The organism is Lysobacter sp. A378 (assembly GCF_054052125.1).
The window spans coordinates 887,837-913,470 of record NZ_JBSVRK010000001.1 but is presented as its reverse complement, the minus strand read 5'-3'; the positions used below and the strand labels follow the sequence as shown (position 1 = coordinate 913,470).

Annotated in this window: 25 protein-coding genes, 4 tRNA genes and 1 pseudogene; 10 read left to right on the top strand and 20 right to left on the bottom strand. The window is 65.6% G+C overall.

Annotation, left to right across the window (positions count from 1 at the left end):
• Nucleotides 1–20: 20 nt before the first annotated feature.
• The 11 genes and pseudogenes from ACW7G1_RS04120 to ACW7G1_RS04070 all read right to left on the bottom strand — a co-directional run bounded on the left by ACW7G1_RS04120 (nt 21) and on the right by ACW7G1_RS04070 (nt 7,421).
• Nucleotides 21–96 (bottom strand) — tRNA-Thr (locus tag ACW7G1_RS04120).
• A 35-nt stretch (nt 97–131) separates the two neighbouring features.
• Nucleotides 132–205: transfer RNA gene (locus ACW7G1_RS04115), tRNA-Gly, on the bottom strand.
• 62 nt (nt 206–267) lie between these two features.
• Nucleotides 268–353, bottom strand: a tRNA-Tyr gene (locus ACW7G1_RS04110).
• 69 nt (nt 354–422) lie between these two features.
• Complete coding sequence (ychF, locus tag ACW7G1_RS04105) at nt 423–1,514, bottom strand: redox-regulated ATPase YchF (protein WP_456978472.1); 1,092 nt, start codon at nt 1,512–1,514, stop codon at nt 423–425.
• A 35-nt stretch (nt 1,515–1,549) separates the two neighbouring features.
• Nucleotides 1,550–2,131: an aminoacyl-tRNA hydrolase gene (pth, locus tag ACW7G1_RS04100; protein ID WP_456978471.1), complete on the bottom strand. Its 582-nt coding sequence runs from the start codon at nt 2,129–2,131 to the stop codon at nt 1,550–1,552.
• 75 nt (nt 2,132–2,206) lie between these two features.
• Nucleotides 2,207–2,863 (bottom strand): 50S ribosomal protein L25/general stress protein Ctc, encoded by a 657-nt coding sequence (locus ACW7G1_RS04095; protein ID WP_456978470.1) that lies wholly within the window; start codon nt 2,861–2,863, stop codon nt 2,207–2,209.
• Between the two features lie 115 nt (nt 2,864–2,978).
• Nucleotides 2,979–3,944 carry a ribose-phosphate diphosphokinase gene (locus ACW7G1_RS04090; RefSeq protein ID WP_456978469.1) on the bottom strand — a complete coding sequence of 322 codons (966 nt, stop codon included), beginning with the start codon at nt 3,942–3,944 and terminating at the stop codon, nt 2,979–2,981.
• A gap of 42 nt (nt 3,945–3,986) precedes the next feature.
• Nucleotides 3,987–4,063 (bottom strand) — tRNA-Gln (locus ACW7G1_RS04085).
• Nucleotides 4,064–4,198: 135 nt separating this feature from the next.
• Nucleotides 4,199–5,068: pseudogene (gene ispE / locus ACW7G1_RS04080) on the bottom strand (4-(cytidine 5'-diphospho)-2-C-methyl-D-erythritol kinase); the annotation flags it as partial.
• On the bottom strand, nt 5,068–5,733 hold the full coding sequence (gene lolB, locus ACW7G1_RS04075) for a lipoprotein insertase outer membrane protein LolB (protein ID WP_456978468.1): 666 nt from the start codon (nt 5,731–5,733) through the stop codon (nt 5,068–5,070). The pseudogene ispE and the gene lolB, both read right to left, overlap by 1 nt.
• The gene (locus ACW7G1_RS04070; RefSeq protein ID WP_456978467.1) at nt 5,730–7,421 is read right to left on the bottom strand and encodes a tetratricopeptide repeat protein; all 1,692 of its coding nucleotides are present in this window, start codon (nt 7,419–7,421) and stop codon (nt 5,730–5,732) included. Before ACW7G1_RS04070 ends, lolB begins: the two co-directional genes overlap by 4 nt.
• 95 nt (nt 7,422–7,516) lie before the next feature.
• Between ACW7G1_RS04070 and hemA the strand changes: the two genes are divergently transcribed.
• Genes hemA through ACW7G1_RS04055 form a run of 3 tightly spaced genes read left to right on the top strand, consistent with a single transcriptional unit; the run spans nt 7,517 to nt 11,612 of the window.
• On the top strand, nt 7,517–8,815 hold the full coding sequence (gene hemA, locus ACW7G1_RS04065; RefSeq protein ID WP_456978466.1) for a glutamyl-tRNA reductase: 1,299 nt from the start codon (nt 7,517–7,519) through the stop codon (nt 8,813–8,815).
• Nucleotides 8,812–9,897 (top strand): peptide chain release factor 1, encoded by a 1,086-nt coding sequence (gene prfA / locus ACW7G1_RS04060; RefSeq protein WP_456978465.1) that lies wholly within the window; start codon nt 8,812–8,814, stop codon nt 9,895–9,897. Before hemA ends, prfA begins: the two co-directional genes overlap by 4 nt.
• Nucleotides 9,898–9,914: 17 nt before the next feature.
• Nucleotides 9,915–11,612 (top strand): O-linked N-acetylglucosamine transferase, SPINDLY family protein, encoded by a 1,698-nt coding sequence (locus tag ACW7G1_RS04055; RefSeq protein ID WP_456978464.1) that lies wholly within the window; start codon nt 9,915–9,917, stop codon nt 11,610–11,612.
• A 28-nt stretch (nt 11,613–11,640) separates the two neighbouring features.
• Here the strand turns inward: ACW7G1_RS04055 and ACW7G1_RS04050 are convergent, their stop codons facing one another.
• Both ACW7G1_RS04050 and ACW7G1_RS04045 read right to left on the bottom strand, forming a co-directional pair.
• Entirely contained in the window at nt 11,641–12,240 is a 600-nt protein-coding gene (locus ACW7G1_RS04050; protein ID WP_456978463.1) for a TlpA family protein disulfide reductase, read from the bottom strand.
• 3 nt (nt 12,241–12,243) lie between these two features.
• On the bottom strand, nt 12,244–13,506 hold the full coding sequence (locus ACW7G1_RS04045; protein ID WP_456978462.1) for a YihY family inner membrane protein: 1,263 nt from the start codon (nt 13,504–13,506) through the stop codon (nt 12,244–12,246).
• Between the two features lie 73 nt (nt 13,507–13,579).
• Here ACW7G1_RS04045 and wrbA point away from each other — a divergent pair, with 73 nt between their 5' ends.
• The 3 genes from wrbA (at nt 13,580) to ACW7G1_RS04030 (ending at nt 15,085) form a co-directional block, all read left to right on the top strand.
• On the top strand, nt 13,580–14,170 hold the full coding sequence (gene wrbA / locus ACW7G1_RS04040) for an NAD(P)H:quinone oxidoreductase (protein WP_456978461.1): 591 nt from the start codon (nt 13,580–13,582) through the stop codon (nt 14,168–14,170).
• On the top strand, nt 14,167–14,538 hold the full coding sequence (locus ACW7G1_RS04035) for a DUF2069 domain-containing protein (RefSeq protein ID WP_456978460.1): 372 nt from the start codon (nt 14,167–14,169) through the stop codon (nt 14,536–14,538). The genes wrbA and ACW7G1_RS04035 overlap by 4 nt, the downstream gene beginning before the upstream one ends.
• A gap of 61 nt (nt 14,539–14,599) precedes the next feature.
• Nucleotides 14,600–15,085, top strand: a complete 486-nt coding sequence (locus tag ACW7G1_RS04030) for an asparaginase domain-containing protein (RefSeq protein WP_456978459.1) — start codon at nt 14,600–14,602, stop codon at nt 15,083–15,085.
• Here ACW7G1_RS04030 and ACW7G1_RS04025 read toward each other — a convergent pair.
• Together ACW7G1_RS04025 and sufT are read right to left on the bottom strand one after the other, a co-directional pair.
• The gene (locus tag ACW7G1_RS04025) at nt 15,082–15,549 is read right to left on the bottom strand and encodes a hypothetical protein (RefSeq protein ID WP_456978457.1); all 468 of its coding nucleotides are present in this window, start codon (nt 15,547–15,549) and stop codon (nt 15,082–15,084) included. The genes ACW7G1_RS04030 and ACW7G1_RS04025 overlap by 4 nt on opposite strands.
• A 174-nt stretch (nt 15,550–15,723) precedes the next feature.
• Nucleotides 15,724–16,281 carry a putative Fe-S cluster assembly protein SufT gene (gene sufT / locus ACW7G1_RS04020; RefSeq protein ID WP_456978456.1) on the bottom strand — a complete coding sequence of 186 codons (558 nt, stop codon included), beginning with the start codon at nt 16,279–16,281 and terminating at the stop codon, nt 15,724–15,726.
• Between the two features lie 161 nt (nt 16,282–16,442).
• Between sufT and ACW7G1_RS04015 the strand changes: the two genes are divergently transcribed.
• On the top strand, nt 16,443–16,826 hold the full coding sequence (locus ACW7G1_RS04015) for a hypothetical protein (protein WP_456978455.1): 384 nt from the start codon (nt 16,443–16,445) through the stop codon (nt 16,824–16,826).
• 67 nt (nt 16,827–16,893) lie between these two features.
• Here the strand turns inward: ACW7G1_RS04015 and ACW7G1_RS04010 are convergent, their stop codons facing one another.
• The 4 genes from ACW7G1_RS04010 to ACW7G1_RS03995 all read right to left on the bottom strand — a co-directional run bounded on the left by ACW7G1_RS04010 (nt 16,894) and on the right by ACW7G1_RS03995 (nt 22,364).
• A complete protein-coding gene (locus ACW7G1_RS04010; protein ID WP_456978454.1) occupies nt 16,894–18,318 on the bottom strand; it encodes an NAD(P)(+) transhydrogenase (Re/Si-specific) subunit beta in 1,425 nt (474 codons plus the stop codon).
• The gene (locus ACW7G1_RS04005; RefSeq protein ID WP_456978453.1) at nt 18,315–18,635 is read right to left on the bottom strand and encodes an NAD(P) transhydrogenase subunit alpha; all 321 of its coding nucleotides are present in this window, start codon (nt 18,633–18,635) and stop codon (nt 18,315–18,317) included. Before ACW7G1_RS04005 ends, ACW7G1_RS04010 begins: the two co-directional genes overlap by 4 nt.
• A gap of 111 nt (nt 18,636–18,746) precedes the next feature.
• A complete protein-coding gene (locus ACW7G1_RS04000) occupies nt 18,747–19,856 on the bottom strand; it encodes an NAD(P) transhydrogenase subunit alpha (RefSeq protein ID WP_456978452.1) in 1,110 nt (369 codons plus the stop codon).
• A 90-nt stretch (nt 19,857–19,946) separates the two neighbouring features.
• A complete protein-coding gene (locus tag ACW7G1_RS03995) occupies nt 19,947–22,364 on the bottom strand; it encodes a DUF1631 family protein (protein WP_456978451.1) in 2,418 nt (805 codons plus the stop codon).
• A gap of 105 nt (nt 22,365–22,469) precedes the next feature.
• Between ACW7G1_RS03995 and ACW7G1_RS03990 the strand changes: the two genes are divergently transcribed.
• From ACW7G1_RS03990 to ACW7G1_RS03980, 3 genes are read left to right on the top strand one after another with little or no spacing between them, the layout of a single operon-like run.
• Nucleotides 22,470–23,084 (top strand): nitroreductase family protein, encoded by a 615-nt coding sequence (locus tag ACW7G1_RS03990; RefSeq protein WP_456978450.1) that lies wholly within the window; start codon nt 22,470–22,472, stop codon nt 23,082–23,084.
• Nucleotides 23,081–24,007 (top strand): 5'-3' exonuclease, encoded by a 927-nt coding sequence (locus tag ACW7G1_RS03985; RefSeq protein WP_456978449.1) that lies wholly within the window; start codon nt 23,081–23,083, stop codon nt 24,005–24,007. The genes ACW7G1_RS03990 and ACW7G1_RS03985 overlap by 4 nt, the downstream gene beginning before the upstream one ends.
• A gap of 44 nt (nt 24,008–24,051) precedes the next feature.
• Complete coding sequence (locus ACW7G1_RS03980; protein WP_456978448.1) at nt 24,052–24,609, top strand: NUDIX hydrolase; 558 nt, start codon at nt 24,052–24,054, stop codon at nt 24,607–24,609.
• 7 nt (nt 24,610–24,616) lie between these two features.
• Here ACW7G1_RS03980 and pip read toward each other — a convergent pair whose 3' ends face one another.
• Nucleotides 24,617–25,558, bottom strand: a complete 942-nt coding sequence (pip, locus tag ACW7G1_RS03975) for a prolyl aminopeptidase (protein ID WP_456978447.1) — start codon at nt 25,556–25,558, stop codon at nt 24,617–24,619.
• Nucleotides 25,559–25,634: the final 76 nt, after the last annotated feature.

Sequence of the window (25,634 nt, the reverse complement as noted above, 5' to 3'; positions counted from 1 at the left end):
GTGTGGATCGTTGAAAAATATGGTGCTCACGACTGGAATCGAACCAGTGACCTCCTCCTTACCAAGGAGGTGCTCTACCGACTGAGCTACGTGAGCAAGTTGTTCCAGCAGGATGAACGTCGCGGCAGCAATGGAGCGGGAGACGGGGATCGAACCCGCACCATCAGCTTGGAAGGCTGAGGTTCTACCATTGAACTACTCCCGCGCCGGACCAAACCTGCTTGGGTACTGCGTCGACGGATGGTAAGTCTATCGATTTATTGCTTGTGGTGGAGGGAGGTGGATTCGAACCACCGAAGGCGTAAGCCAGCAGATTTACAGTCTGCCCCCGTTGGCCGCTTGGGTATCCCTCCAAAGAGCCCGCAATTCTGGCGGGGTCTGGAACGGATGTCAACGGGAAACGGGATAAAACTTTGCACGATTCAGACGTTGAACAGGAAGTGCAGCACGTCACCCTCCTGCACGAGGTATTCCTTGCCCTCCTTGCGCAACCGGCCGGCGTCACGGGCACCTGCCTCGCCCCGGTGCTGGATGAAGTCGTCGTAGCCGATGGTTTCGGCGCGGATGAACCCCTTCTCGAAATCGGTATGGATGACCGCGGCCGCCTGAGGCGCAGTGGATCCGGCCTTCACCGTCCAGGCCCGGACCTCTTTCACGCCTGCGGTGAAATAGGTTTGCAACCCCAGCAGCTTGTAGGCGGCCCGGATCACGCGGTTCAAACCCGGCTCGTCCAGGCCCAGGTCGGTCAGGAACTCGTCGCGATCGGCATCGTCGAGCTGGCTCAACTCCTCTTCGATCGCCGCCGATACCGGCACCACCTCGGCACCCTCGGCCACCGCGCGTGCGCGAACGGCATCAAGATGCGGATTGTTCTCGAAGCCGTCCTCAAGCACATTGGCGACGTACATCACCGGCTTCAGGGTCAGCAGGAACAGGTCGCGCACCGCCAACTGGTCGTCTTCGGACAACGCCAGCGCACGGGCCGGCTTGCCGGCATCCAGGCCATCGCGTACCCGCGCCAGCACCTCGACCCGTACCTTGGCGTCCTTGTCGCCGGTCTTGGCGGTGCGCTCGGCACGCTGCAAGGCCTTCTCGACGCTCTCCAGGTCGGCCAGCGCCAGTTCGGTGTCGATGGTCTCGACGTCGGCGATCGGGTCGATTTTGTTATTGACGTGGATGACATCGTCGTTGTCGAAACACCGCACCACGTGGGTGATCGCGTCGACCTCGCGGATGTGGGCGAGGAACTTGTTGCCCAACCCTTCCCCGCTGGCCGCTCCGGCAACCAGACCGGCGATGTCCACGAACTCGACCGCGGTCGGGATGCATCTTTGTGGCTGCACGATCTCCGCCAGCGCATTCAGCCGCGGGTCGGGCACCGGCACTACGCCAACGTTGGGCTCGATCGTGCAGAACGGGAAGTTGGCCGCCGCGATGCCGGCCTTGGTCAGGGCATTGAAGAGGGTCGACTTGCCGACGTTAGGCAAACCAACGATGCCGCATTTGATGCCCATGACGCTGTACTCACTTTCGTTGATAGGGGTGGAACTCAGGCGCGCGGCGTATGCAGCCGCTTCATGGCCTCGTTGAAATCGCCACTGATCGCCAATGGCAACACCTCGATCGCATCATCGATTGCGCGCAGGATCAGCGTCTCGTCGTCGCGTCCCGGCCGGCCCAGCACCCAGGGGGTGACCAGGTCCTTGTGCCCGGGATGCCCGATGCCCATCCTCAGCCGGTGGAATTGCCCGTGACCCAGCAGGCGCATGGTGTCGCGCAGGCCGTTCTGGCCGCCGTGGCCGCCATCGAACTTCAGCCGCGCGGTACCCGGCGGAAGATCCAGGTCATCGTGTACCAACAGTGCCTGGTCGGGTTCGATTTTCCAGTAGCGCAGCGCTGCGGTGACCGACTTGCCCGACAGGTTCATGTAGGTGGCGGGCTTCAACAGCCAGACCTGCTCACCAGCAATCTCGACCTTCACGGACTGGCCGAACAACCTGGCATCAACGCGGAAGCTGACACCCAGCTTTGCCGCCAGGGCGTCAACAAACCAGAACCCGGCATTGTGCCGGGTCCGGAGGTGTTCGGGCCCGGGATTCCCCAGCCCGACGATGAGGCGCAAACAGGCCATCGAAGGTGAACAAGCCGCGTACCGGGGCGCCTGCAGACCGCTTTGTAAAAGCCGGCACCCCGATGAACCGCAGGCTTACTCCTGGTCCTTCTCGACCTTGGCCGCCGGCACTTCGGCCGCTTCGGCCTCGTCCTCGACCACTTCTTCGACTTCCACCCGGCCCTTGCGCGCCACGACGACAGGAACGTCGAAATCGGGACCCAGCGCCAGGCTCGGGATCTCGATCCCCTCGGGCAACTTGACCTGCGACAGATGGATGATGTCGCCCAGCTCCAGCGCACCCAGGTCCACTTCGATGTACTGCGGCAGATCCTTGGGCAGGCAGACCACTTCGACCTGGGTCAGCTCCTTCATCACGATCACGTCGGCGGCCTTGCCGGCCGGTGAGGTGTCCTCATTGGTGAAGTGCAACTGCACCGGTGCACGCAGGGTCTCGTTGGCGTCGATACGCAGGAAGTCCAGATGCATGATGATCTGCTTGAACGGGTGACGCTGCATATCGCGCAACAGCACGCTCTCGGACTTGCCGTCAACATCGATCGACAGGATGGACGAATAGAACCACTCGTTCTGGCTGGCGACCCAGATCTTTTCCTGGTCCAGCTGGACCGGCATTGGCTCGGACTTGCCGCCATAGATAATGGCCGGGATGGAACCGGCACGACGCAGGCGGCGGCTCGCACCCTTCCCCTCGACGCTCCGGCCAGTGGCCTTGATGGTGTGCTCAGACATTGTGTTTACTCACTTTGGACTTGCATTGATCCGCCTCGCGGCGGCAGGGACGCTCACCCGCGACCAGGTGAGCGTTGGTGGCAGACACGGTGGATACCGTGACTGCACGATGGGATCAGTCGACGTACAGCGAACTGACCGACTCGCCGCCGGCGATGCGGCGGATCGTCTCGGCCAGCAGCTCGGCGACACTGAGCTGACGCACCCGTCCACACTCGCGCGCAGCGTCGGTCAACGGAATGGTATCGGTCACCACCAGTTCGTCCAGCTCGGAGTTGCGGATGTTGCTGATTGCCGGGCCCGACAGCACCGCGTGGGTACAGTAGGCCACAACCTTGACCGCGCCCTGCTCCTTGAGCGCGGCAGCGGCAGCGCACAAGGTACCGGCGGTATCGACGATATCGTCGACCAGCACGCAGATCTTGCCGGAGACGTCACCAATGATGTTCATCACCGTGGAGACGTTGGCGCGCGGGCGACGTTTGTCGATGATCGCCAGGTCGGCATCGTCCAGGCGCTTGGCGATGGCCCTGGCTCGGACCACGCCGCCCACATCAGGGCTGACCACGATCAGGTTGTCGGTGCCGTGCGCACGCCAGATGTCGGCCAGCAGCAGCGGAGACGCATAGACATTGTCGACCGGGATGTCGAAGAACCCCTGGATCTGGTCGGCGTGCAGGTCGATCGTCAGGACCCGGTCGCAATCTACCGAGTTGAACATCTTGGCCGCCACCTTGGCGGTGATTGGAACCCGCGAGGAACGCGGCCGGCGATCCTGCCGCGCATAGCCGAAATACGGCACCACCGCGGTCACGCTGCTGACCGAGGCCCGTTTGAGCGCATCGATCAGGACCAGCAGCTCCACCAGGTTCTCCGCGCTGGGCGCGCAGGTCGGCTGGATCACGAAGACCTCTTGCCGGCGGACGTTCTCCTCGATCTCGACCTGGACTTCGCCATCGGAGAAGCTGCTGACCAGCGCTTTTCCCAGACGAATACCCAGCTCCTTGCAGACCGCCTCGGCCAGGGGGCGGTTGGCATTGCCGGAGAAGACCAGCAAGTTGCGATCAGTTTGGACAGACATGTTCCGCGTAGCTCCGGCCTTGCGGCGGGTGTGTTTCAGGGTTGGCAGGGGCGGTAGGATTCGAACCTACGAATGCCAGGATCAAAACCTGGTGCCTTGGGCCTCTTGGCGACGCCCCTGTAAAACTGGTTGTGTGTGACTGGTTGTATCTGACTCGTTATCTAACGCGCTGTATCCGATTCGTCCTGCCAACTGCGTACTGGTATCTGACCACTTGTATCCAGACCGCTTGTATCCAGACCGCATCCAGCGGCCGCCTCGACAGCGACATGCAACGGCGACCGTACCGCACCCGGTGCCAGCCAGGCCTTGATGCCCGATGGCAGCGCCGTCAGCGCAGCCTGTGCAGGTTCGCGGTCGGCGAACTCGACAAAGCAACCACTGCCGGACCCGGTCAAGCGCGGCAAGCCATGACGCGCCAACGTTGCGAACATGGCCTCGATGGCTGGTTCGCGGCTGCGTAGCACTGGCTCGAACGCGTTCCCGAGCGGTACACCCGAAACGAAGTCGGACATTGTCGCGGCCCGGGCATCGCGCGTCAATTCCGGGGATTGGAACAGTTCGGCAGTCGACACCCTGACCCCGGGGTCGGCCAGCAGGTACCACGCGGGGGGCAACGGGACCGGCGTCAGCAATTCACCCACGCCTTCGCCCCAGGCGTTGCGGCCGCGCACGAACACCGGCACGTCGGCACCCAGCCGCAAACCAAGTGCGGCAAGCCTTTCCAGCCCCAGCCCGGTATCCCACAAATGATCCAGTGCGAGCAATACGGTGGCCGCATCGGACGAGCCACCGCCAAACCCGCCGCCCACCGGAATCCTCTTCTCTACCCGGATGTCCGCGCCCAGCCGCGTGCCCGCCAGCGCCTGCAGGTGTTTTGCGGCGATAACCGCCAGGTCATCCGCCTCGTCCACGCCGGCCGCCGATGCCCCGTGACGGACGATCCGGCCGTCAGTGCGCACACGCAGGTGGACCGTATCGCCCCAGTCCAGCAACCGGAACACCGTTTGCAGCAGATGGTAGCCATCCGCGCGGCGACCCGGGATGCGCAGGAACAGGTTGAGCTTGGCCGGCGCCGGCCATGCGCTCCAGCTCGCCGCCAAACCGGCCACAGGGGCGCCCATCAAGTCCCCGGCGGCAGCTCGCCGCCCACGCCATCGGTGCCGCCCTGATGCCATTGATCGATGATCAATTTCACCCGTGCATTGCCACGAACCGCGTCGACGCGGGAAGGCCGGGCAGCGGTGCCGGTTGAGGCGCCCGCTTGCGGCCATTCGTACTCGATTGCCCATCCGTCCTGTTCGATCCGCCACGGCAGGCCATCGCTGCCGTACTGGATCCGTGCGGGGCCCAACGCCTGCGCCCGGGCACCGCGCGCCCATTCGGCCAATGCCACCACCGGGATGTCCCAGCCGGTGATACTCAACAGCAGCATGCGGGCGTCGGGGCCGGTTCGTGGCCCGCCTTCCAGGCCTTCCAGGCGTGCAGCACCGGCACCACCGAATAGATGCCAGCTCTGCCGGGTGACCGGGGCGCTGAGCGCGATGTGGTAACGCGGTCCGGTCTGGGTCCAGTCGATCCGGCCACTGCCGCCCTTGCCGTCATTGGACACCGCGATACGGCCGGTCAACGACCAGTCCTGCTGCGCACGCACCGTCTGCTCGCGTGCCTGCTGGGCGGCCTCGGCGGCGGCGAGCTGTGCCGGGCCAAGGTCCGGCCGCACCGGCGCGGCGACACAGGCCGCCAGCAGCAGCATCAGCAACGATGCAATGCCGTGACGCAGGCTCATTTGCCGGTGTTCTCGAGGGCCCGCTGCAAGGAGCGGTTATCCGGATCCAGCTGACGCGCTTCCTCGAAATACTTGCGTGCCTCTTCGTGCTTGCCCAGCACCCACAGCACCTCGGCCAGGTGAGCGGCGACTTCTGCATCCTTCTGCAATGCGAATGCCTGGCGCAGCTCACCCAGTGCTTCCTCGGTCCGACCCAGTCGGTACAGGACCCAGCCATAGCTGTCGATGATCGCCGCGTTGTCCGGTTGGGCTGCACGCGCTCGATTGATCAGCTCCAGCGCCTCCTGATAGCGCTCGGTGCGGTCGGCGAGGGTGTAACCCAGGGCGTTCAACGCGGCGACCGATTCCGGCTCGATCACCAGGATCCTGCGCAGGTCGGCCTCGGCACGGGCGATATCGTCACCGCGTTCCCAGCTCAAGGCACGGGCGTAGAGGATCTCCAGGTCATCCGGGAAAGCCGCCAGGCCGCGCGAGAATGCGTCCTTCTCGCTCACCGGGTCCTGGTCTTTGTCATGCAACGACGCCTCCAGCAGATAGGCGTCGCGACGGATGTCATCGGGTGCTCGTGCATTGGCCTGGACCTCATGCAGCAGCTTGAACCCCTCTTCGCCCCGGCCCATCTCATACAACACCTTGGCGCTGCGCAGGCGGGCCGGCCAGCGCTGCGGGCCGCCAGGCACATCCTGGTACCAGCCCAGCGCCTCATCGAAGCGATCAAGAAACTCGGCCATCTGGCCCAGCAGCAGGCGCCGCTGCGGATCCGGCGCATTGGCCGTGGCGCGCAGTTCGTCGTACAACGCGGTCAATGCCGCGCTGTCCTGACCGCGCGCGAGCAGCGAAGCACGCAACGCGTAGGTATGGTCGTCCTGTGGTCCGCGAGCCAGGGTCGCGGCGGCGGCATCGAGATCTCCCAGCGCGTCGTATTCGTAGGCGATCGCCAGCCGCAGGTCAGCATCGCCTTCCGCCCGGGCGGCCACCGAGTCCAGCACGTCGCGCGCCTGGTCGTCCTGGTTCGCCTCGCGCAGCTGGCTGGCATGCAATAGCGCCACCCGTGGCTCACCCGGGAACCGCTTGACCACTTCGGCGACGATGCGCTTGGCCAGCGCCGGCTGTTCAAGCCGCTGGGCAAGCCCACCAAACGCCAGCCAGGCTTGCAGACGGGGGGGAATACGGCCTTGCCTGACCAGCTTCTCCAGGACCTCGGCCGCTTGCTCGGGGTCACGCGCTCCGGCGGCGATCACGCTCAGCGCCTGGCGCCAGCCCTCATCCCCGGGCGTGGCCAGCAGTCGAACCAGGTACCCGCGCGCACTGCGTTCGTTGCCTCGACGCAGCGCCAGGGCCGCTTCGGCGGCCAGCAAGTCGACTCCCTCGGCCCCCTGATCGCGCCACAGTGCCAGCAGGCGACCGGCCGCTTGCTCGTCACGGGCCAACAATGCGATGCGGGTCGCCCGCTCGGTCAAGGCGACATCATCGGCGGCCAGTGCGGCTGCCAGATACCAATGCGAGGCTTGGTCCAGCTTCCCCGCCTGCAGTGCAAACTCGGCGGCCAGCAAGGGCTCCAGCGTATCTACGACCGGGTCATCGACCGGCGCCAAGACCGGTTCGGACGCTCGGCCGACGGGCGCCACCAGCCCCAGCAAGGCGACGATGACGGCACTGGCGGCGAGTGCGCGCAAGGCAGCTGGCATCGGATTCGGGGTCCTCGTTCCACGGGGCCGGTAGAATACCGACCTTCGGCAGCCAGCAGCTTATCGCAAGCACCTGAACCGGTAACGCATCTTCAATGAGTTCGGCGACAACCAATTTGCATGTTCTCGGCATCAACCACCAGACCGCGCCGGTCAGCCTGCGCGAGCGGGTGGCGTTTTCGGCTGAGACCTTGCCGGCGGCGCTTGCGTCCCTTCGCGCGCTGCCCCAGGTCCAGGAAGTCGCGTTGCTGTCGACCTGCAACCGGACCGAGATCTATGCGGTCAGCACCGACGATGGCCAAGCCGTAGCCAACTGGCTGGCCAATTGTCCTGGTGAGTTTGGCGGCTCCGGCGATGCGCTGCACGATTATCTGTACCGGCATGCCGATGCGGACGCGGTCCGGCACCTGTTCCGGGTCGCCACCGGACTGGATTCACTGGTCCTGGGCGAGCCACAGATCCTCGGCCAGGTGAAGGATGCCTGGGCCAGCGCACGCGCGGCCGGCAGTCTGGGCACCCGGCTGGACGGGTTGTTCCAGCACACCTTCACTACCGCCAAACGTGCGCGCACCGACACCCGCATAGGTGCCAATCCGGTGTCGGTTGCCTCGACTGCAGTGCGCCTGGCACAGGAATCATTCGCTGCGCTGGAAGACTCGACCGTGCTGCTGATCGGTGCCGGCGAGACCATCGAGCTGGCCGCGCGCCATCTGGTGCACGCCAAGGTCAAGCGGCTGCTGGTCGCCAACCGCACCCTGGCGCACGCGCAAGCGCTGGCCAGTCGCCACGGCGGGGTCGCCCTGCCGCTGGCGGAGCTGGACCGGCACCTGTCCGAGGCCGACATCGTGTTGTCGGCCACTGCCGCGCGCGAACCGGTCCTGCATCGCGAACAAGTCGCCACCGCACTGGCCACGCGCAAGCATCGACCGATGCTGCTGCTCGACCTGGCGGTGCCGCGCGACATCGCTGCCGATGTCGCCAGCCTGCGCGATGTCTATCTCTACACCGTCGATGATCTGGAGCGATCGATCGAGGACAATCGCCAGGGGCGCCGCGAAGCGGCCAACCAGGCGGAGGCGATCGTCGAGGTGCAGGTCGCCCGCTTCATGGAATCGATGATCGGACGTACCCGTACCGCACCGCTCAAGCGCCTGCGCGCTCATGGCGAAGCGGTCCGGGCCGAGGCATTGGCGAAAGCCAAAGCGCAGCTGGCTGCCGGCGAGGAACCCTCCGCGGTACTCGACTTCCTCGCCCACACCCTGACCAATCGCCTGCTGCATGCCCCAACCATCGCTTTGCGCGAGGCCGCCTGGACCGGAGACACGGAGCTGGCACGGGCCACCGACAAGCTGTTCCCGATCGACGGCAGCACCCCAGACGACGAGAACCCATGACCCCAAGCCTGCGCCGCAAGCTCGAAGCCCTCGTCGAACGGCGCGAGGAGCTGGAGCGCCTGCTCGCCGATCCCGGCGTGATCGGCGACAACCAGCGTTTCCGCCAGCTCTCACGCGAGTTCTCGCAACTAGAGCCGGTTGCCATCGCACTGGCCAACGAGACCGCGGCCAACGCCGACCTCGCCGCCGCCCAGGCCATGCGTGACGACCCGGAACTGCGCGAGTTGGCCGACGAGGAGATCACCGCCGCCACCGAACGCCTGCAACAGCTGGACGCCGAGCTGCTCGCCCACCTGGTCCCGAAAGACCCGCGCGATGACGGCGATCTCTACCTGGAAGTCCGCGCCGGCACCGGCGGCGACGAAGCGGCGATCTTCGCCGGCGACCTGTTCCGGATGTACTCGCGCTACGCCGAGCGCCAAGGCTGGCGGGTCGAGGTCGAATCGGCCAGCCAAGGCGAGCACGGCGGCTTCAAGGAGGTCATCGCCCGGGTCGAAGGCCGCGGCGCCTACTCCAGGCTGAAGTTCGAATCGGGCACCCATCGGGTCCAGCGCGTACCCGAGACCGAGTCCCAGGGCCGCATCCACACCTCGGCGGCGACTGTCGCGATCATCGCGGTGGAACCCGAAGGTGAGCCGATCGAGATCAACCCGGCCGACCTGCGGGTCGACACCTTCCGCTCTTCCGGCGCTGGCGGCCAGCACGTCAACAAAACCGATTCGGCAATCCGCATCACCCATCTGCCCAGCGGCATCGTGGTGGAAAGCCAGACCGAGCGCAGCCAGCACGCCAACCGCGACACCGCGATGAAGCGCCTGCGCGCCACCCTGGCCGAGCAGCAGGCCAGCAAGGCGGCCACCGCGATTGCCCAGGACCGCAAGCTGCAAGTTGGCAGTGGCGACCGTAGCCAACGCATCCGCACCTACAGCTATCCGCAGGGCCGGATCACCGATCACCGGATCGAGGGGCTGACCTTGTACGACCTGCCCAACATCCTGACCGGCGATCTGGATGGACTGGTGGAGCGGCTGCAGCAGGAGCACCAGGCCGATGAACTGGCGCGACTGACCCACAGCGAATGAAGCAGGGGACTTGAGCCATGCCGCCCATCGACCAGGGCAATGACCTGCGCCGAGCGGTGGCCCGCGAACCGCACAACCCGATGGCATGGATCGTCCTGGCGGAAGCTGAACTGGACGCCGGCGACGCCAGGGCCGGCGAGGCGGCCTGCCAGCGTGCACTGGCATTGCGGCCGGGACATCCCGAAGCACTGGCGCGCCTGGGCCGCGCACAATGGATGCAAGGCAACCACGCCCAGGCTGCGGCCAGCCTGCGCGCGGCGGCACGCAACGCGCCCGACCATCCCGGCATCGCCGTCTGGCTGGGCCATGTACTGGAAGACATCGGTGAGGCCGAAGCGGCCGCGGATGCCTACGCACGGGCCCATGTCCTCGCCCCCGGCGAACCCCAACTGGCCGCCTATTTGCTGGCCTGGCGCCGCAAGCTGTGCGATTGGCGCGATCTGGACCGGCTGTCGGACCAGGTTCGCGACGCCGTCCGCCGCGGACAGGCCGCGATCGAACCATTCGCGTTCCTGAGTGAGGACAGCACCGCCGCCGAGCAACTTCACTGCGCCCGCCTGCGCTCGGCCAGCATCGCTCGTGCCGTGCTACCGCTGTCCACCCGCCAGCCCATCCCCGCCAGTAGCAGGTCGGTGCGGACCGGATTGTTGTCGAACGGGTTTGGTGCCCACCCGACCGGCCTGCTGACGGTAGCCCTGCTGGAAGCGCTGGCCACCCAGGCGCGGATCGACGTTCACCTGTTCGCCCTCAATCCCGACGATGGCAGCCCGATCCGGGAGCGACTCGGTCGGGCGACCCGGTTGCATGACGTCGCCGGACGCCGTCATGCCGACGTCGCCGAAGCCATCCGGGAGGCCCGCATCGACGTGTTGTTCGACCTGCGTGGCTGGGGCGGCGGCGGCGTGCCGGAAGTCCTGGCGATGCGGCCGGCACCGGTACAGGTCAACTGGCTCGCCTACCCGGGAACCTCGGGTGCGCCCTGGATCGACTTCGTGCTGGCGGATGGGTTCGTGCTGCCCGAATCGCTGGCGCCGCATTTCAGCGAAAAAGTGGTCCGCCTGCCCCGCTGCTTCCAGCCCTCCGACACCACACGCGAAGTCGCGCCGCCACCGCCGCGCGCCGAGTGCGGCCTGCCGCCGCGAATCGATGGCAATGGCGTGGTGTTCTGCTGCTTCAACAACAGCTACAAGCTCAACGCCCACAGCGTGAAGCGTGCGTTGGCGGTGTTGCATGGCGTACCCGGCAGCGTGCTGTGGTTGCTGTCCGGACCGGGTCATGCCGACCAGCGGTTACGGGCGGTGGCCCAGGCCGAAGGCGTTGACCCCCAGCGTCTGGTGTTCATGGCCAAGCAACCGCATGCGGACTATCTTGCGCGGCTTCGCCACGCCGACCTGTTCCTGGATACCGAGCCGTATAACGCCCATACCACCGCCTCTGACGCGCTGTGGGCCGGCTGCCCGGTACTGACCCGGCCCGGCCAGACCTTCGCTTCACGCGTCGCCGGCAGCCTCAACCACCACCTCGGGATGGATGAGATGAACATGCCCGACGACCGGGCGTTCATCGCCCGCGCCATCGAGTTGGGTCGCAACCCCCGGCAGCTGGATACGGTCCGGTCCAGGCTGGACCAGCGTCGCCGCGATGGCGATGTGTTCGACATGGAGGGTTTCGCCAACGATTTCGCGTCGGCGGTGCTCGCGATGAGCGCCGGCTGAGGCACCGCACCATTCTCATCGGTGCCGCTTACGTGGCGGCGGCAATCACCGCCTCGATCTCATTGGCGGTGACCGGGCCAAGGATTTTTTTGGCCACGCTGCCATCGGGCGCGATCAGGTAGGTCATCGGCAATCCACGCGGGGTGTCAAAGCCGACCGGCGGATCGTAGGTGTCGACGATGCTGATCGGATACACCACCGGATGCTCCAGCAGGAAAGCCTTCAAGTCCGCCGGCTTGATGTCCTCGTACGCCAGTCCGATCACCTCGACGTGCTCGCGCATCGCATCCAGGGCAGACAGCTCCGGCATTTCCTCCAGGCACGGCCGGCACCAGGTGGCCCAGAAATTCACCACCACCCACTTGCCACGATGATCGGCCAGATCGTAAGGGTCGCCATCGATGGTGGTGACCTGAAGGACCGGGACATGGGCGGCGTCCGGTAGTGGCGCGGTCTGTCCTGGCGCCGTCACTTCCATGCCTGGTGAATCCGGCGCAGCCGCCGTCGACTCCGGCGACGGCGGCGCAACAGCCGACTCGGTCGCGGGGTCCCCGGCGGGCTGGCAGGCGACGAGCAAGCTTGCGAGCAGCACGGCAACCAGCAATACGACAACGCTCGTTCGGGTCATGGTTCAGTCCTCGGCATGGATGGTGGAAACCCGGCGCTTGAGCAGGTCGCGCAGGGGTATTCGCAATTCGTCCAGGGCGGCGACCGCAGACTTGCCCAAGGCATCGTCCCGGCACGGCAAGTGCACCTCCGCGATCGGGATACGCAGCTGGCAGGCCTCGTAGATCTCGCCCAGCGCCAGGTTGTCGAGATCCCGGGCAAGCAGCCACTGTCCATCGTCGGCGCGCCGCACCACATTGATCCCGCCCAGTTGGGCAAGCATTTCCTGGATCAGCGCGTCGGTCAGTATCGGCTCCAGGTGCTGGATATCCTCGCTATGCAGCCCCTCCCCGCGTTCGCGCGCCTCGTTGAAACGCGCCAACAGCCGCATCAAGCCGTAGATCTCATACCCGACCGGCAAGCGCATCGACACGGGTTGATAGCGGAATGCGGAACTGGAGGAGGCCAGCGATGCGCCCAGCAACACCCCCACCCAGCTCAGGAAGATCCACATCATGAAGATCGGCACGAACGCGACGGTGCCGTAGATCCGCGAGTAGTTGCCGAAGGTGCCCAGGTACACCCCCAACCCCCAGCGAACCAGTTCGAACAGGCAGGTGGCCAGCACCGCACCGGCAATCGCATGCCGCCACTGCACGGTGCGATGGGGGACGACGCGATAGATCGCCGAGAATGCAATCAGTTCCAGCACCATCGGCGCCACCTGCAGCATCACCACTTCCAAGGCATGCCCGGCCGCGGTGTCGAAAACCGACAGCGAGAAGAACCGCGCCGACACCGCCAGGCTGGCCGCCGCGATGATTGCCCCCAACGTCAGCACGATCCAGTACACCAGGAAGCGACCGACCTTGGGCCGGGTCGCCTTGACCCGCCAGATCCGGTTGAAGGTCACTTCAACGCCGTTCAGGGTAATCAGCAAGGACACCACCAGGGCGACAATGCCCGCCGTGGTGAGTTGGCCGGCGTTGCTGGAGAACTGGAGCAGATATCCCTCCACCGAGCGCGCCGCGGACGGCACGAAGTTGGAGAAGATGTAATCACTCAGCCGCTCGCTCCACTCGGCGAACACCGGGAATCCGGACAGCACCCCGAAGACCACCATCGACAGCGGCACCAGGGCGAATACGGTGGTGTACGACAACGCGCCGGCGGCCTGGAACAGATTGTCGTCCAGCACTCGCCTGCCAAGAAAGCGCAGGAAGCTGAGCACGCGCGGGCGATCGCGCACGCGCTCGCTCCAGCGGTTGAGGGAGTCCAGTGGTTCCATCCACAGCAGGTTAACTGATGACGGCAGCGGCTTCCTCTATCCTTGAGCGCTTTGATGCTGGGTGCGCAAGGCAATGGCGGAAATTCTGGTGCTTTACTACAGCCGCAACGGGGCGGTCGCGCGGCTGGCGCGGCAGATTGCACGCGGGATCGGCGAGGTCCCGGGCATGAGTGCCCGGCTGCGCACGGTGCCGCCGGTCAGCGCAGTCACCCAGGCGGTCGCACCATCGGTGCCGGAGGATGGAGCGCCCTACGTGGAGCCTCGCGACCTGGAGGAATGCGCCGGGCTGGCGATCGGGAGCCCGACCCGCTTCGGCAACATGGCCGCGCCGCTCAAGCACTGGCTGGACGGGCTGGGCGGGCAATGGGCCAGCGGCACCCTGGTGGGCAAGCCGGCGGCGGTGTTCACCTCCACCACCACCATGCACGGCGGTCAGGAGTCGACCCTGCTGACAATGATGGTGCCGCTGCTGCACCACGGCTGCCTGCTGGTGGGGATCCCGTTTACCGAGCCGTTGCTCAGCACCACCCAAACCGGCGGCACACCATACGGCGCCAGCCACGTCACTGGCACGGGCGATGACCGGCCAATCAGCGACGAGGAAGCGCACCTGGCGCGGGCGCTGGGCAAGCGGGTCGCGATGATTGCCGGGAGGCTGGGATGAGTACGCCGCGCGAACCCGGGACCACAACACGGTCACATCCGGCCCGCTCACTGGTGCTGGTGCTTGGCTTGATCGGGTTGGCGGTGCTGTATGCGGCCTGGTTTGCGCCGCCGCGTGATTGGGTCGCCTTGACCGTATTCGGGTTGCCGCCATTGGCACTGGGGATCGCGGCATGGCTTGGCTGGCGCACGGCCGGGTTCTGGGCTTCGGTACTGGCGCTGGCCTGGTTCAGCCACGGGATCATGGCGGCATGGACACGCCCGGCCGAGCTGGGGTTCGCCTTGATGGAAACCTTGCTGGCATTGGTGGTGATATTCGCCGCCAACCTGCCTGGGCTGCGTGCACGATTCGGGACCAGGCGCTCGTAGACCTGCCACCCCGGCAACGCCGGTGCCTATAATCGTCGGTCAACCCGCAACGCGAAGCCCCATGGACCAACTCTGCATCGTCACCACCGGCGGCACGATCGACAAGATCTATTTTGACGACAAGTCGGATTACCAGATCGGCGAGCCACAGATCGGACTGATCCTGGAGGATCTGGGGGTCGCGTTCCGCTATCGGGTGATCCCGATCCTGCGCAAGGATTCGCTGCATATCACCCACGATGACCGCGAGCTGATCCGGGCAACGATTACGGCACAGGACGCGCGCTGCGTGCTGGTCACCCACGGCACCGACTCGATGGTGGAGACGGCCAACGTACTGGCCAGCATCGCCGGCAAGACCATTGTGTTGACCGGTGCGCTGAACCCCGCACGATTCCGCGGCTCCGACGCCCAGTTCAATATCGGCACCGCCGTCGGCGCGGTGCAATCGCTGCCGGCCGGTGTCTACATTGCCATGAACGGACGCATCTGGGACCCGGCCAAGGTGCGCAAGAACGTCGAAGCGAACCGGTTCGAGGCGCTCTAAAGGTTGCCGCCAAGCGGTTCCGGCGGCGGCAGCGTCGACCCCTGCTGGATCGTCACAATGCCGTCGATTTCGATGTATTCAACCTGTGGGTCCGACCCGAACTGAGCCATCAGGGCCGCCGCCTCTTGCCGGTCCAATGGACGCGACGTGGTGAATACGTCGGCACCCACCGCCAGGCGGAGCTGCCAATCCAGTTGCAATGATTGGCCCGTCGCAGCCCCGTCCAGACCACTGGCGACAGCACTGGCTTCCAACTGGGCGCGTGCGGCTGCCGGGCTTTGCGCTGCGACGCTGCCATCGCGGTACTTCACGATGAAGCGCTGGTAGGGGCCTTCACCGGGGAGCTCGCCAAGCTTTGTCGGAGCCGGCGTGACTGCCGGTAACGCATCAGCGTTATCCGCCGTTGGCACCGGCGTCAGGTCCTGCGGCTCCGGATTGCCCGTCGCCACGGCGCAAGCGCTCATGCCAGCGACCAATGCGACCGCAAGCCCTGCGCGAACAAAAAGGTATGGGCCATGCATGGGCTCCTCCACAAACCTGGAAAAATTACACGCTACAGCATGTCCAGGATGCGGGGAGTCATGGAGCCGTCACCCATCAGCGTTCGACGCAACGCATCGGTGCTCAAGCCTCAAGCCTCAAAGCATCCCGGTCTCGAGCTGGGCGGCCTCGGACATCATGTGGCGGTTCCAGGGTGGCTCGAATACCAGTTCCACGTCGGTCTCGGTCACCGTCGGAATCATCTTGAGCTTGTCGCTGACGTCCGCCACCAGGATCTCACCCATGCCACAACCCGGAGCGGTCAGGGTCATCCGGACCTCGACCAGCCGCTGCCCCGCTTGTTGCGGATGCGCCTTTACATTGGCCTCATAGATCAGCCCCAGGTCGACCACGTTGATCGGGATCTCGGGGTCGAAACAGGTTCGTAGCTGCTTCCACACCAACTCCTCGACAGCGCCTTCATCCGCGCCATCGGCAAGCTCCAGCGGTTCGGGAGGCTCCTTGCCAATGGCATCCGCGTCTTCGCCGGCAATCCGGAACAGGTTGCCATCCACGAACACGGTGTAACTGCCCCCCAGGCTTTGGGTGATGTAACCCGTGGTGCCGGCGGGCAAGTTGACGACATCGCCCTGGGGGACCAGTACGGCAGGACAGTCGCGCTCGAAACGGACCGGTTCGCTGTTGCGTGAATACATGTGGGAGGCCGCCAAGACCGGCTTTTCTGGAAGTAGGACCATTCTAGTCCAATATGCTGTTGGCAGCGCGACAGCTATGCTGCACGGCCCCCGACTCGACATCCCATTCCATGGTTCCATCCTCGCGATCGACTGCTCGCCCGTTCCGGTTTCCCCACTGGGTGCTTTCGCGCCTGCTGTTGGTGCTGGGCATCTGCGGGTTCGCCGCGATCTGGGTGATGCTGGCCGTCTACACCGACTCCCAGAAGAGCTGGATGGCGGTCGTGGGCGCACTGGACGTCGCCGTGATCCTGCGTCTGGGTGGTTGGCGCGCGGGCATGGGGCGCATGCTGCTGGCGGTGCTGTCCACGGCCACGATCGTGGTGTTGGCCAATTGGGGCATCATCGCCTCCCACCTGGGCGCGATGCTGGGCCTGCTGCCGTGGGATTCAGCCACCCGCCTGGGTTTCCACCACGCGTGGACCCTGGCAGGGCTGGCCAACGACGCCGCAGACCTGGCCTGGCTGTCGCTGGCTTTGCTGGTGGCTGCGCTGACCACCCGCTGAGCGACCTCCTGACGGGCCGGCCTCGCCAAACCCTGTTCGTGCCAACGGTGTCGCGCTGCCAGGTGCCTCAGCCGTCCAGCGCCTTGAGCTCCGACACCAGCGCCCCGACCATCTCCGCGCCATCGCCGTACAGCATCCGGGTGTTGTCGGCATAGAACAGCGCATTCTCGATACCCGCGAAGCCGGTGCCCTTGCCACGCTTGATCACCACTGCGTTCCTGGCATTCATCACGTCCAGGATCGGCATGCCGTAAATCGGGCTGGCGGGGTCGGTTTTCGCCACCGGGTTGACCACGTCGTTGGCACCAATCACTAGCGCCACGTCGGTCTGCGGAAACTCCGGGTTGATATCGTCCATGTCGACGATCAAGTCGTACGGCACGCCTGCCTCGGCCAGCAACACGTTCATGTGGCCGGGCATCCGACCTGCAACCGGATGGATCGCGAACTTCACCTTGACCCCGCGCTCGATCAGCTTTTGACTCAACTCCCACACCTTGTGCTGCGCCTGGGCCACTGCCATGCCGTAACCCGGCACGATCACCACCCGCTCGGCATACGCCATCATCGCGGCGACATCCCCGGCCTCAATGGGCTTCTGCGTGCCGTCAATTTCCTGCGCCTCGCCACCACCGCCAAAGTGGGAAAACAGCACCCCGCTGATTGGCCGGTTCATGGCCTTGGCCATCAGCCGGGTCAACAACATGCCGGCCGCACCGACCATGGTGCCGGCAATGATCAGCGCCTGGTTGCCGAGCACGAAACCCTCGAACGCGACGGCCAGGCCGGTCAAGGCGTTGTACAGCGAGATCACCACCGGCATGTCGGCCCCGCCGATCGGCAATGTCATCAACAGGCCGAGCAGCAGCGCCAGGGCGAAGAAGGCGATGATCACCGGCACCTCCAGCGACACCACCGCCCAGCCCCCGGCCACCAGCATGGCGATGAAGACCACGGCGCTGAGCAGCTGCTGCGCCGGAAACACCACCCGCTTGTCCAGCCTCCCATCGAGCTTGGCCCACGCGATCACCGAGCCCGACAGCGACACGGCGCCAATCGCCGCACCCAGTACGGCCAGCACCAGCACCGACAGCACCGGCGACGCGGCAACGGCGGATGCCGCGGCCGGCGGGCCCGACGTCATTGACGAGAATTTCAGTAATTCCACCGCGCCAATCCCCGCCGCCGCCCCGCCGCCCATGCCGTTGTAGAGCGCCACCATCTGCGGCATGTCGGTGATCGCCACCTTGCGCCCGGAAACCCACGCGGCAACCGTGCCGATCACCAACGCGACCACGATCAGCTCGAAGTTGTGCAAGCCCGGCAGCAGGAAAGTCGCGGCCGTCGCCACCACCATCCCGACGCCCGCCCAGCGGATGCCACTGCGCGCGGTGCGTGGCGAGGCCATCCGCTGCAAACCAAGCAGGAACAAGGTCGCGGCGATGAAGTAACTGCCCGCCGCCAACAGCGATTGCCACCCGTCTGCGATCACGCCGGGCCACCGGGCTGATCACCGGATTTCCCAACTGGCTTGCTGGGTTTGAACATGTCCAGCATGCGTTCGGTCACCACGTAACCGCCAGCAGCATTGCCCGCACCGAGCAATACCGCGACGAAACCAATGACCTTCTCAACCGTGGTGTCCGCATGGCCCAACACCACCATCGCGCCGACCAGCACGATGCCATGGATGAAGTTGGAGCCCGACATCAGCGGGGTGTGCAGGATGACCGGCACCCGGGCGATGATCACGTGGCCGGCAATTGCCGCCAGCATGAAGATATAGAGCCCCATCAGTCCATCGCCCATCGTTGCTTCTCCGCAAGGTGTTGATCGCATCATAGCCGTGTCGCGGACGTGCTCACCCGGGCGGCTGGCACACATCGAAAAGACTCGCGATAGCGCGGGCCATCGCCGTGTCTAAGCCGCCGCTGGTCGCTCCGGCCATACGGTTTTCGCCAGCAATTCATCGTCCCAGTCGAATTGGATGGCTCCGTCGACAAGGAACAGGCCGACGAAGTTGAATACGTTGCGGGCAAACATCTCACTGGCGTGGGTCGCACCACTGCTGGCCAGGTCAAGCGGCCCGGCGATGGTGACGCCGTCCGCCTGGATGGTCTCGCCCGGCCGGGTCGACTCGCAGTTGCCACCGGTCTCGGCGGCCAGGTCGACGATCACGCTCCCGGGTTTCATTCCCGCCACCATGGCCTCGCTGATGATCTTCGGCGCAGGCCGGCCAGGTACGGCCGCCGTGGTGACCAGGACATCCACCACCTTGAGGTGTTCGCCGAGCCGACGCTGCTGCTCGGCGCGCTCCTCATCGGTCAGTGCACGCGCATACCCACCCTCGCCGGCCGCGCTGACCCCCAGGTCGAGGAACCTGGCTCCCAATGATTCGATCTGCTCGCGGGTTTCAGGACGGACATCAAAACCCTCCACCTGTGCGCCCAGACGCCTGGCGGTCGCGATCGCCTGCAGACCGGCCACTCCCGCCCCGACCACCAGCACCTTGGAGGGCCGGATGGTTCCCGCCGCGGTGGTCAGCATCGGGAAGAAACGTGGACTGAGCTGGGCGGCGATCAACATGGCCTTGTAACCGGCCATGCCGGCCTGCGAGCTGAGCACGTCCATCGCCTGCGCCCGGGTGGTTCGAGGCAGGCGCTCCAGCGGAAAGGCCCGCAACCCGCGCGAGGTGATTGCTTCGGCGCGCGCAGTATCTGCCTGCGGCGCGATCTGGCCGACCAGCGCGGCACCGCGGCGCAACTGCCCCAGCAATTCCACCGGCGGTGCCTGTACGCACAGGACCAGGTCCGCGTCGCGCAGCGCGGACTCGGCATCATCCGCCAGCTCAACCCCGGCTTGCCGGTAAGCCTCATCGTCGAAGCCTGCTCGCGACCCTGCACCACGTTGCATGCGCACCTTGGCACCGGCGGCAGTGAGTTTTTTCGCGGTTTCAGGGGTCAACGCAACACGGCGTTCGCCGGGGGCAGTCTCGCTTGCCACGCCAATGGTTATCGCCGTCGCGGTCATGCACATACTTCCTTGCCGAGGTTGGATCATCGTAACCAATGACCCTCGTCAGCGCGATGCGCCCTCGGCGGCGAAGCCCCAACCAGGTGTTCAGTGGGTATGGGCGGCCCGATCGAGCTGCACCCGCACGTGTTGCATCGCCTGCTCGAAAGCCGTCGGCTCACAACCCGTCCGCAATCGACCCACTCCGGCGAGCATCGCCAGTTCCTCGACGGACGCCACCAACAGCCGCACGCCCCGACGGCTGACCAACAGCCGGCGTCCGGTGACCGGACTGACCCAGGCAATCTTCGCCGCGCTGGAGTTGCCCCGGATATCGGTCACTTGCAACCAGCTGCCCACGGCCAGCGAACGCAGTTGATCGGCTTGGGAAGGATCAAATTCCAGTCGCTCCCCCTTGTCCAGCCACAGGTACTTCTCCTGCGCATCCTCCTCGGCCTCACTGGGGGGCGCTGGATGCAGATCGCGTGGCGTGTTGGGATAGACCAACCCCTTCACCAATACCGCCAAACCATGCTCGGCAGCGCTGTGACCCAGCCCGGAGCTGGCCAGACAGGTGCTGATCGCCGGCTCTATTGCCAGCAGGTGGCGGGCGAGATCGCGACCACGGCCTTCTGCGGCGATCCGGTCTGCCTCCACCAACGAGTCGCCCAGCGCGATCGCCTCGACCAGCTGCTCGCTGTCGGGCCCTTCGCGCAGCAGCACCTGGACCAGATGATGCCGCCAGGTCGTACTCAGGAACTCGGCCACAGCGGGGCTCAACGGCGGAGCGGCGAGACGACGTGACAACAGGGTGTCGGTGTACTCGCGCGCGTGGTTCAGCCGCTCGCGGCCATAGGTCGCCTTCGCCGCCCGCTCGGCCTGCAATTCGATGCGTCGCCGTTGCTGCTGCAACATCGTGTCCAGCTCATGGTGGGCGATCTCGAAAATCGCCAGATCCTCGTTGTACTCGGCGACCACGCGTTGCGAGATGGCGGTCGCCCGGTCCAGCAGCTCACGCTCATGGGCGGTCTCGCCGCGATTGCCGGCGATCGCCTCGGTGATCGAGTCAAACAGTCGCCGCGCCGGATGCCCCGGCTGCACGAACAACTGCTGGTCCGTCAACGCCACCTTGACAAAAGGCAACACCAGGCGCGCGTACACCCGCCGCGCCGGGGCCTCGAATTGCTGACTGTGGAACAGCGAGTCGAACACCAGTCCGACCAGGTCGATCGCATCCTCGTCTTCGGTGCTGAAGCGGATCCGTTGCGGATCCAGTCCCAGCCGGCGCGAACCACCGCTGAGTTGTTGCCGGATCACATCGGCCAATGTCCCGGACCCCGCCAGCGCACGGGCGAAAGCATCGGCGGGCTCGGCCTGCAGCAGCGAGGCGACACTGACCACCTCATCGAGCCGCAACTCGTGCCATTGCGACGAAGCGTCCGTTTTCGCCTGGCTGGTCGGCTCGGCGGGGCTGTTCAAAGCGCCCTCTCGCCATGCATGCAGCATGCTGCGCAGCTCACCCAGTTCGTGCGGGGTAGCGGAATCGCCGCCGATACCTGCACCGACGCCAGCCTGACCGCGATGGCCATGGCCTGCTTGCTCTGCCTGTCCTGACTGCCCTGCTGGGCCATCACGTCCGTAACCCTGATCTGACCCCGCTACGCGACCGTTGCCCGCCTGATGGCCGTACCCGCCGTGTCCACCATGTCCGATGTGGTCTGCGTGGCCGTGACCGTCGTAGTTTCGTCCGCCTCGTCCGTCAGACCCATCCGCATGACCGGATTCGCCATGACCCAATTCGCCATGACTCGATTCACTGCGACCCGATGACGCCGGCGACCGCGACCCGGCGGAAATCGGTGCTCGGCGAGGCACTTCCGCCATGCCATAGCCCGCCGTTGCCAACAGGGTATTGGCCTTGGCGTATATCTCGTCCAACGTCCGGATCAACTCGTGTTGGTAATGGCCGAACAGGTGCCCGCGCAGGATCTCGGGAATCTGCTCGTCGCTGAAGGTCTCTACGAAGGTGTTGGCCAGCCGTAGCGGACCGATCGGGTTGACGCTGGCTTCCACGCCAAGCGCAGCGGCCAACAGTCCCAGGCGCCGGTCCATCACCTCCAGGGGCTCTTCAAAATCGTGTTGAAGCACTGTGACGAGCGCTTGCCCTGCCAGGTGGAAATCGATCTGGGTATCAGCGATCAGGCCCAATGGCTGGTCGCCTTGATTGCGAGCATGCGGCGAGCGGAAATCGTCGAACCCCTGCGCGATCTGCTGCCGGTAGCGCATCACCTGGGCTGCATGATGTTGGCGCAACACCCACAATGCCGACTGGCTCTGATAGACGACCTGTCCGGCATGGGCGTCATCGCCACCCACGGCTGCCGCATTCAACGTCTCCTCGATCGGCCCGTAAAACTCCCCAGGCAGCCCACCCAGATGCTCCAGCACCAGTCGCTTGATCTGTTCAAGCACCCGGGTAGGATCAGTTGGCACGGCGTTGACGCCACGCGATGGTTGGATAGGCACGCCTACTCCGAGGTTGGTGTGACGTTGACTCGTCTCAACGGACGCACTACGCAGCTTAGTGGCAAGATACGTCAGCCAATCATTACCTTCATCAAACTGTGATGCATGTCCGCCAGCCGCACCAATACCTATCACATTAGCCCTTCACAGCCACCCAACCCGTTGGCGCCACTGGATGCCCGCCGCTCGGTGCCTTTCATGCTGCTGGGCGAGCCGGGCCCCGACCCGGCTACCTTGCTACGCCTGCTGGGCAGCGCGACACGCGTACCCGACCACGGCGCCAGGGTACCGTTCCGGTTTGTATCCATCCGCGGCGAGGCACGTCGCGTGTTCGGTGAGCAACTGGCGGCGCGTCACCTGGCCGCCGACCCGCAAGCCAGCGAGGCGGCCATCGCCAAGGACCGCGATCGCTACCTGCATGCCCCGGTGATCGTGGTCCTGGTCGCCCGACTGGGGCCGGATGAAAAAATCCCCGCACAGGAACGCCTGCTCACCGCAGGCTGCACCGGTTTTGCGTTGTTGCAGGCTGCGCAGGCAATCGGCTTCGGTGGCTGCTGGCTGACTGGCTGGGCCGCCTACGACCGGGACGTGGCCAGCCTGCTGGGCCTGGATGAAACGGAACACGTTATCGGTTTCATCCACCTGGGGACTCCTTCCCGCCAAGCGGCTGAACGCAAGCGCCCCGATCCCGCCGAGCTGCTCACCCAGTGGACACCTTGAGCGCTTCGACCGCCGTGCCCACCCGCACCCTTTATCTGGTCGACGCCAGCTTGTACGTGTTCCGGGCCTGGCACTCGATGCCCGATGAGTTCCGCGACGCCGACGACTGGCCGACCAACGCGGTGCACGGCTTCGCCCGGTTCCTGCTGGAGCTGCTGGACCGGACCCGGCCGCAGCACATCGCGGTGGCCTTCGACGAGGCACTGGATTCGTGTTTTCGCAACCTGCTGTATCCAGCCTACAAGGCCAACCGCGACCCCGCACCGGAAGAGCTCAGGCGCCAGTTCGGGCAGTGCCGGGCCTTGTGCGCGGCGCTCGGGCTGAGCGTACTGGGGCACCGCCATTACGAAGCCGACGACCTGATTGGCAGCGCCTGCGTGCAGGCACGGGCGCACGGTTTCCGGTCGGTGATCGTGTCAGCTGACAAGGACCTGTCGCAACTGCTTGGCGAGCACGACGAGCAGTGGGATTTTGCCCGTGGCCAGCGCTGGGGTGCGGACGGGGTGCCGGCCCGGCACGGGGTGCAGGCGCGACAGATGGCCGACTACCTGGCGCTGTGCGGCGACGCGGTGGACAACATTCCCGGGGTACCGGGGATTGGCGCAAAAACCGCCGCGGCATTGCTGGCGCACTTTGACACCCTGGACGCCTTGCTCGAACGCGTCGAGGAAGTCCCGTTCCTGCGCCTGCGTGGGGCCAAAGCCTGCGCGCAACGGCTGCGCATGCATCGCGAGCAAGCCCTGCTGTGCCGGCAACTGTCCACCATCGCCTGCGACGTGGCGTTGGAAGGCAGCCAGGAACATTTCCTGCGCAACAGCGCCGATGGCGCGACCCTGGGGGCCTTGTGCAATGGCCTGCGCTTCGGCCCGATGACCCGCCGCCGGCTCTACAACGCCGCAGGCCTTGAATTCGCCCCTGCCTGAAGGCAAACCGTGTTTTAGCGTCAAGGCGCGGTTAGCATCGAACCATGACCGACCATGACGAAACTCCCGAAATCCTCTACGACGGCCAATGGCTGCGCATGGTCCGTCGCGGCCGCTGGGAGTATGCCGAGCGCACCCACGGCAACGGCATGGCGGTGATCATCATCGCCGTCACGCCCGATGACCATGTGTTGTTCGTAGAGCAATACCGGGTGCCGCTTGGCGCCCGCACCATCGAGATGCCCGCCGGGCTGGTCGGCGATGACCATGCCGAGGACACCCTGGCCAGCGCCGCGCATCGGGAGCTGGTCGAGGAGACCGGCTGGGAGCCCGGTCGCGTCGACGTGCTGCTCACCGGGCCGACTTCTTCGGGGATGAGCAGCGAGCGCATCGCGTTCGTGCGTGCGTCGGACCTGGTCAAGGTGGGTGAAGGCGGCGGCGTCGACAACGAAGACATCACCGTGCACAAGGTCCCGCGTCCGCAGGTCCCGCAATGGCTGATACAGAAGCAGCGCGAAGGCTTCGAACTGGACCTGAAACTGTGGGCCGGGCTGTGGATGATTGATCGCAACCCGGACGGTTCACCCGCCAACCCGGCCTGAGCGCGAGCTAGGCAAAGCCGTCGGTCGCCCGTACCAGCGCATCCACGTTCTCGGCCTCGAATGCCGAATGGCCCGAGGCCGGACTGATCGACAACTCGGCCTTCGGCCAGGCCTGATGCAGATCCCAAGCATTTTGCACCGGGCAGACCACGTCATAGCGGCCATGCACGATGATGCCGGGGATATCGGCGATGTTGCCGACGTCACGCAGCAACTGGTCGTCAACCTCGAAGAAGCCGCTGTTGACGAAATAGTGGTTCTCGATCCGGGCGAACGCGAGTGCGAACTCCGGGTCCTCGTGGCTGGTGGTGAAATCCTCGTCGACATGCAGGAAGCTGGTCGCGCCTTCCCACACGCTCCAGGCTCTGGCGGCGTCCAACCGGGCCTTCTCGTCGCTGCTGGTCAGTCGACGGTGGAAGGCACTGATCAGGTCGTGGCGCTCGACCTCGGGGATCGCCTGCACATAGTGCTGCCAGGCCTCCGGGAACAGGCGGCTGGCACCTTCCTGGTAGAACCACTCCAGCTCCCAGCGCCGCAGCATGAAGATCCCGCGCAGGACCAGCTCGGTCACCCGCTTGGGGTGCTTCTCGGCGTAGGCCAATGCCAGCGTCGAGCCCCAGCTGCCACCGAACACCTGCCACCGGTCCACGCCCAACTTGACCCGCAACTTCTCGATGTCCTCCACCAGGTGCCAGGTGGTGTTGTTGACCAGGTCGGCGGCCGGCGTGGAGCGGCCGCTGCCACGCTGGTCGAACAGGATGATCCGGTACCTGGCCGGATCGTGGAAGCGCCGCATCTTGCTGCTGCAGCCACCGCCCGGGCCACCGTGCAGCAACACCACCGGCTTGCCGTCGGGATTGCCGCACTGCTCGTAGTACAAGGTGTGGCGTTCATCGACCTCGATGGTGCCGGTGTCGTAAGGCTGGATCTCGGGGTATAGGCTGCGCATGCTGACGCTCGCTGGAAAGATGGCCCGAGTCTAACGAGGCCTCAACGTTGCCGCACTCCCCGAGCCGACCGGTGCG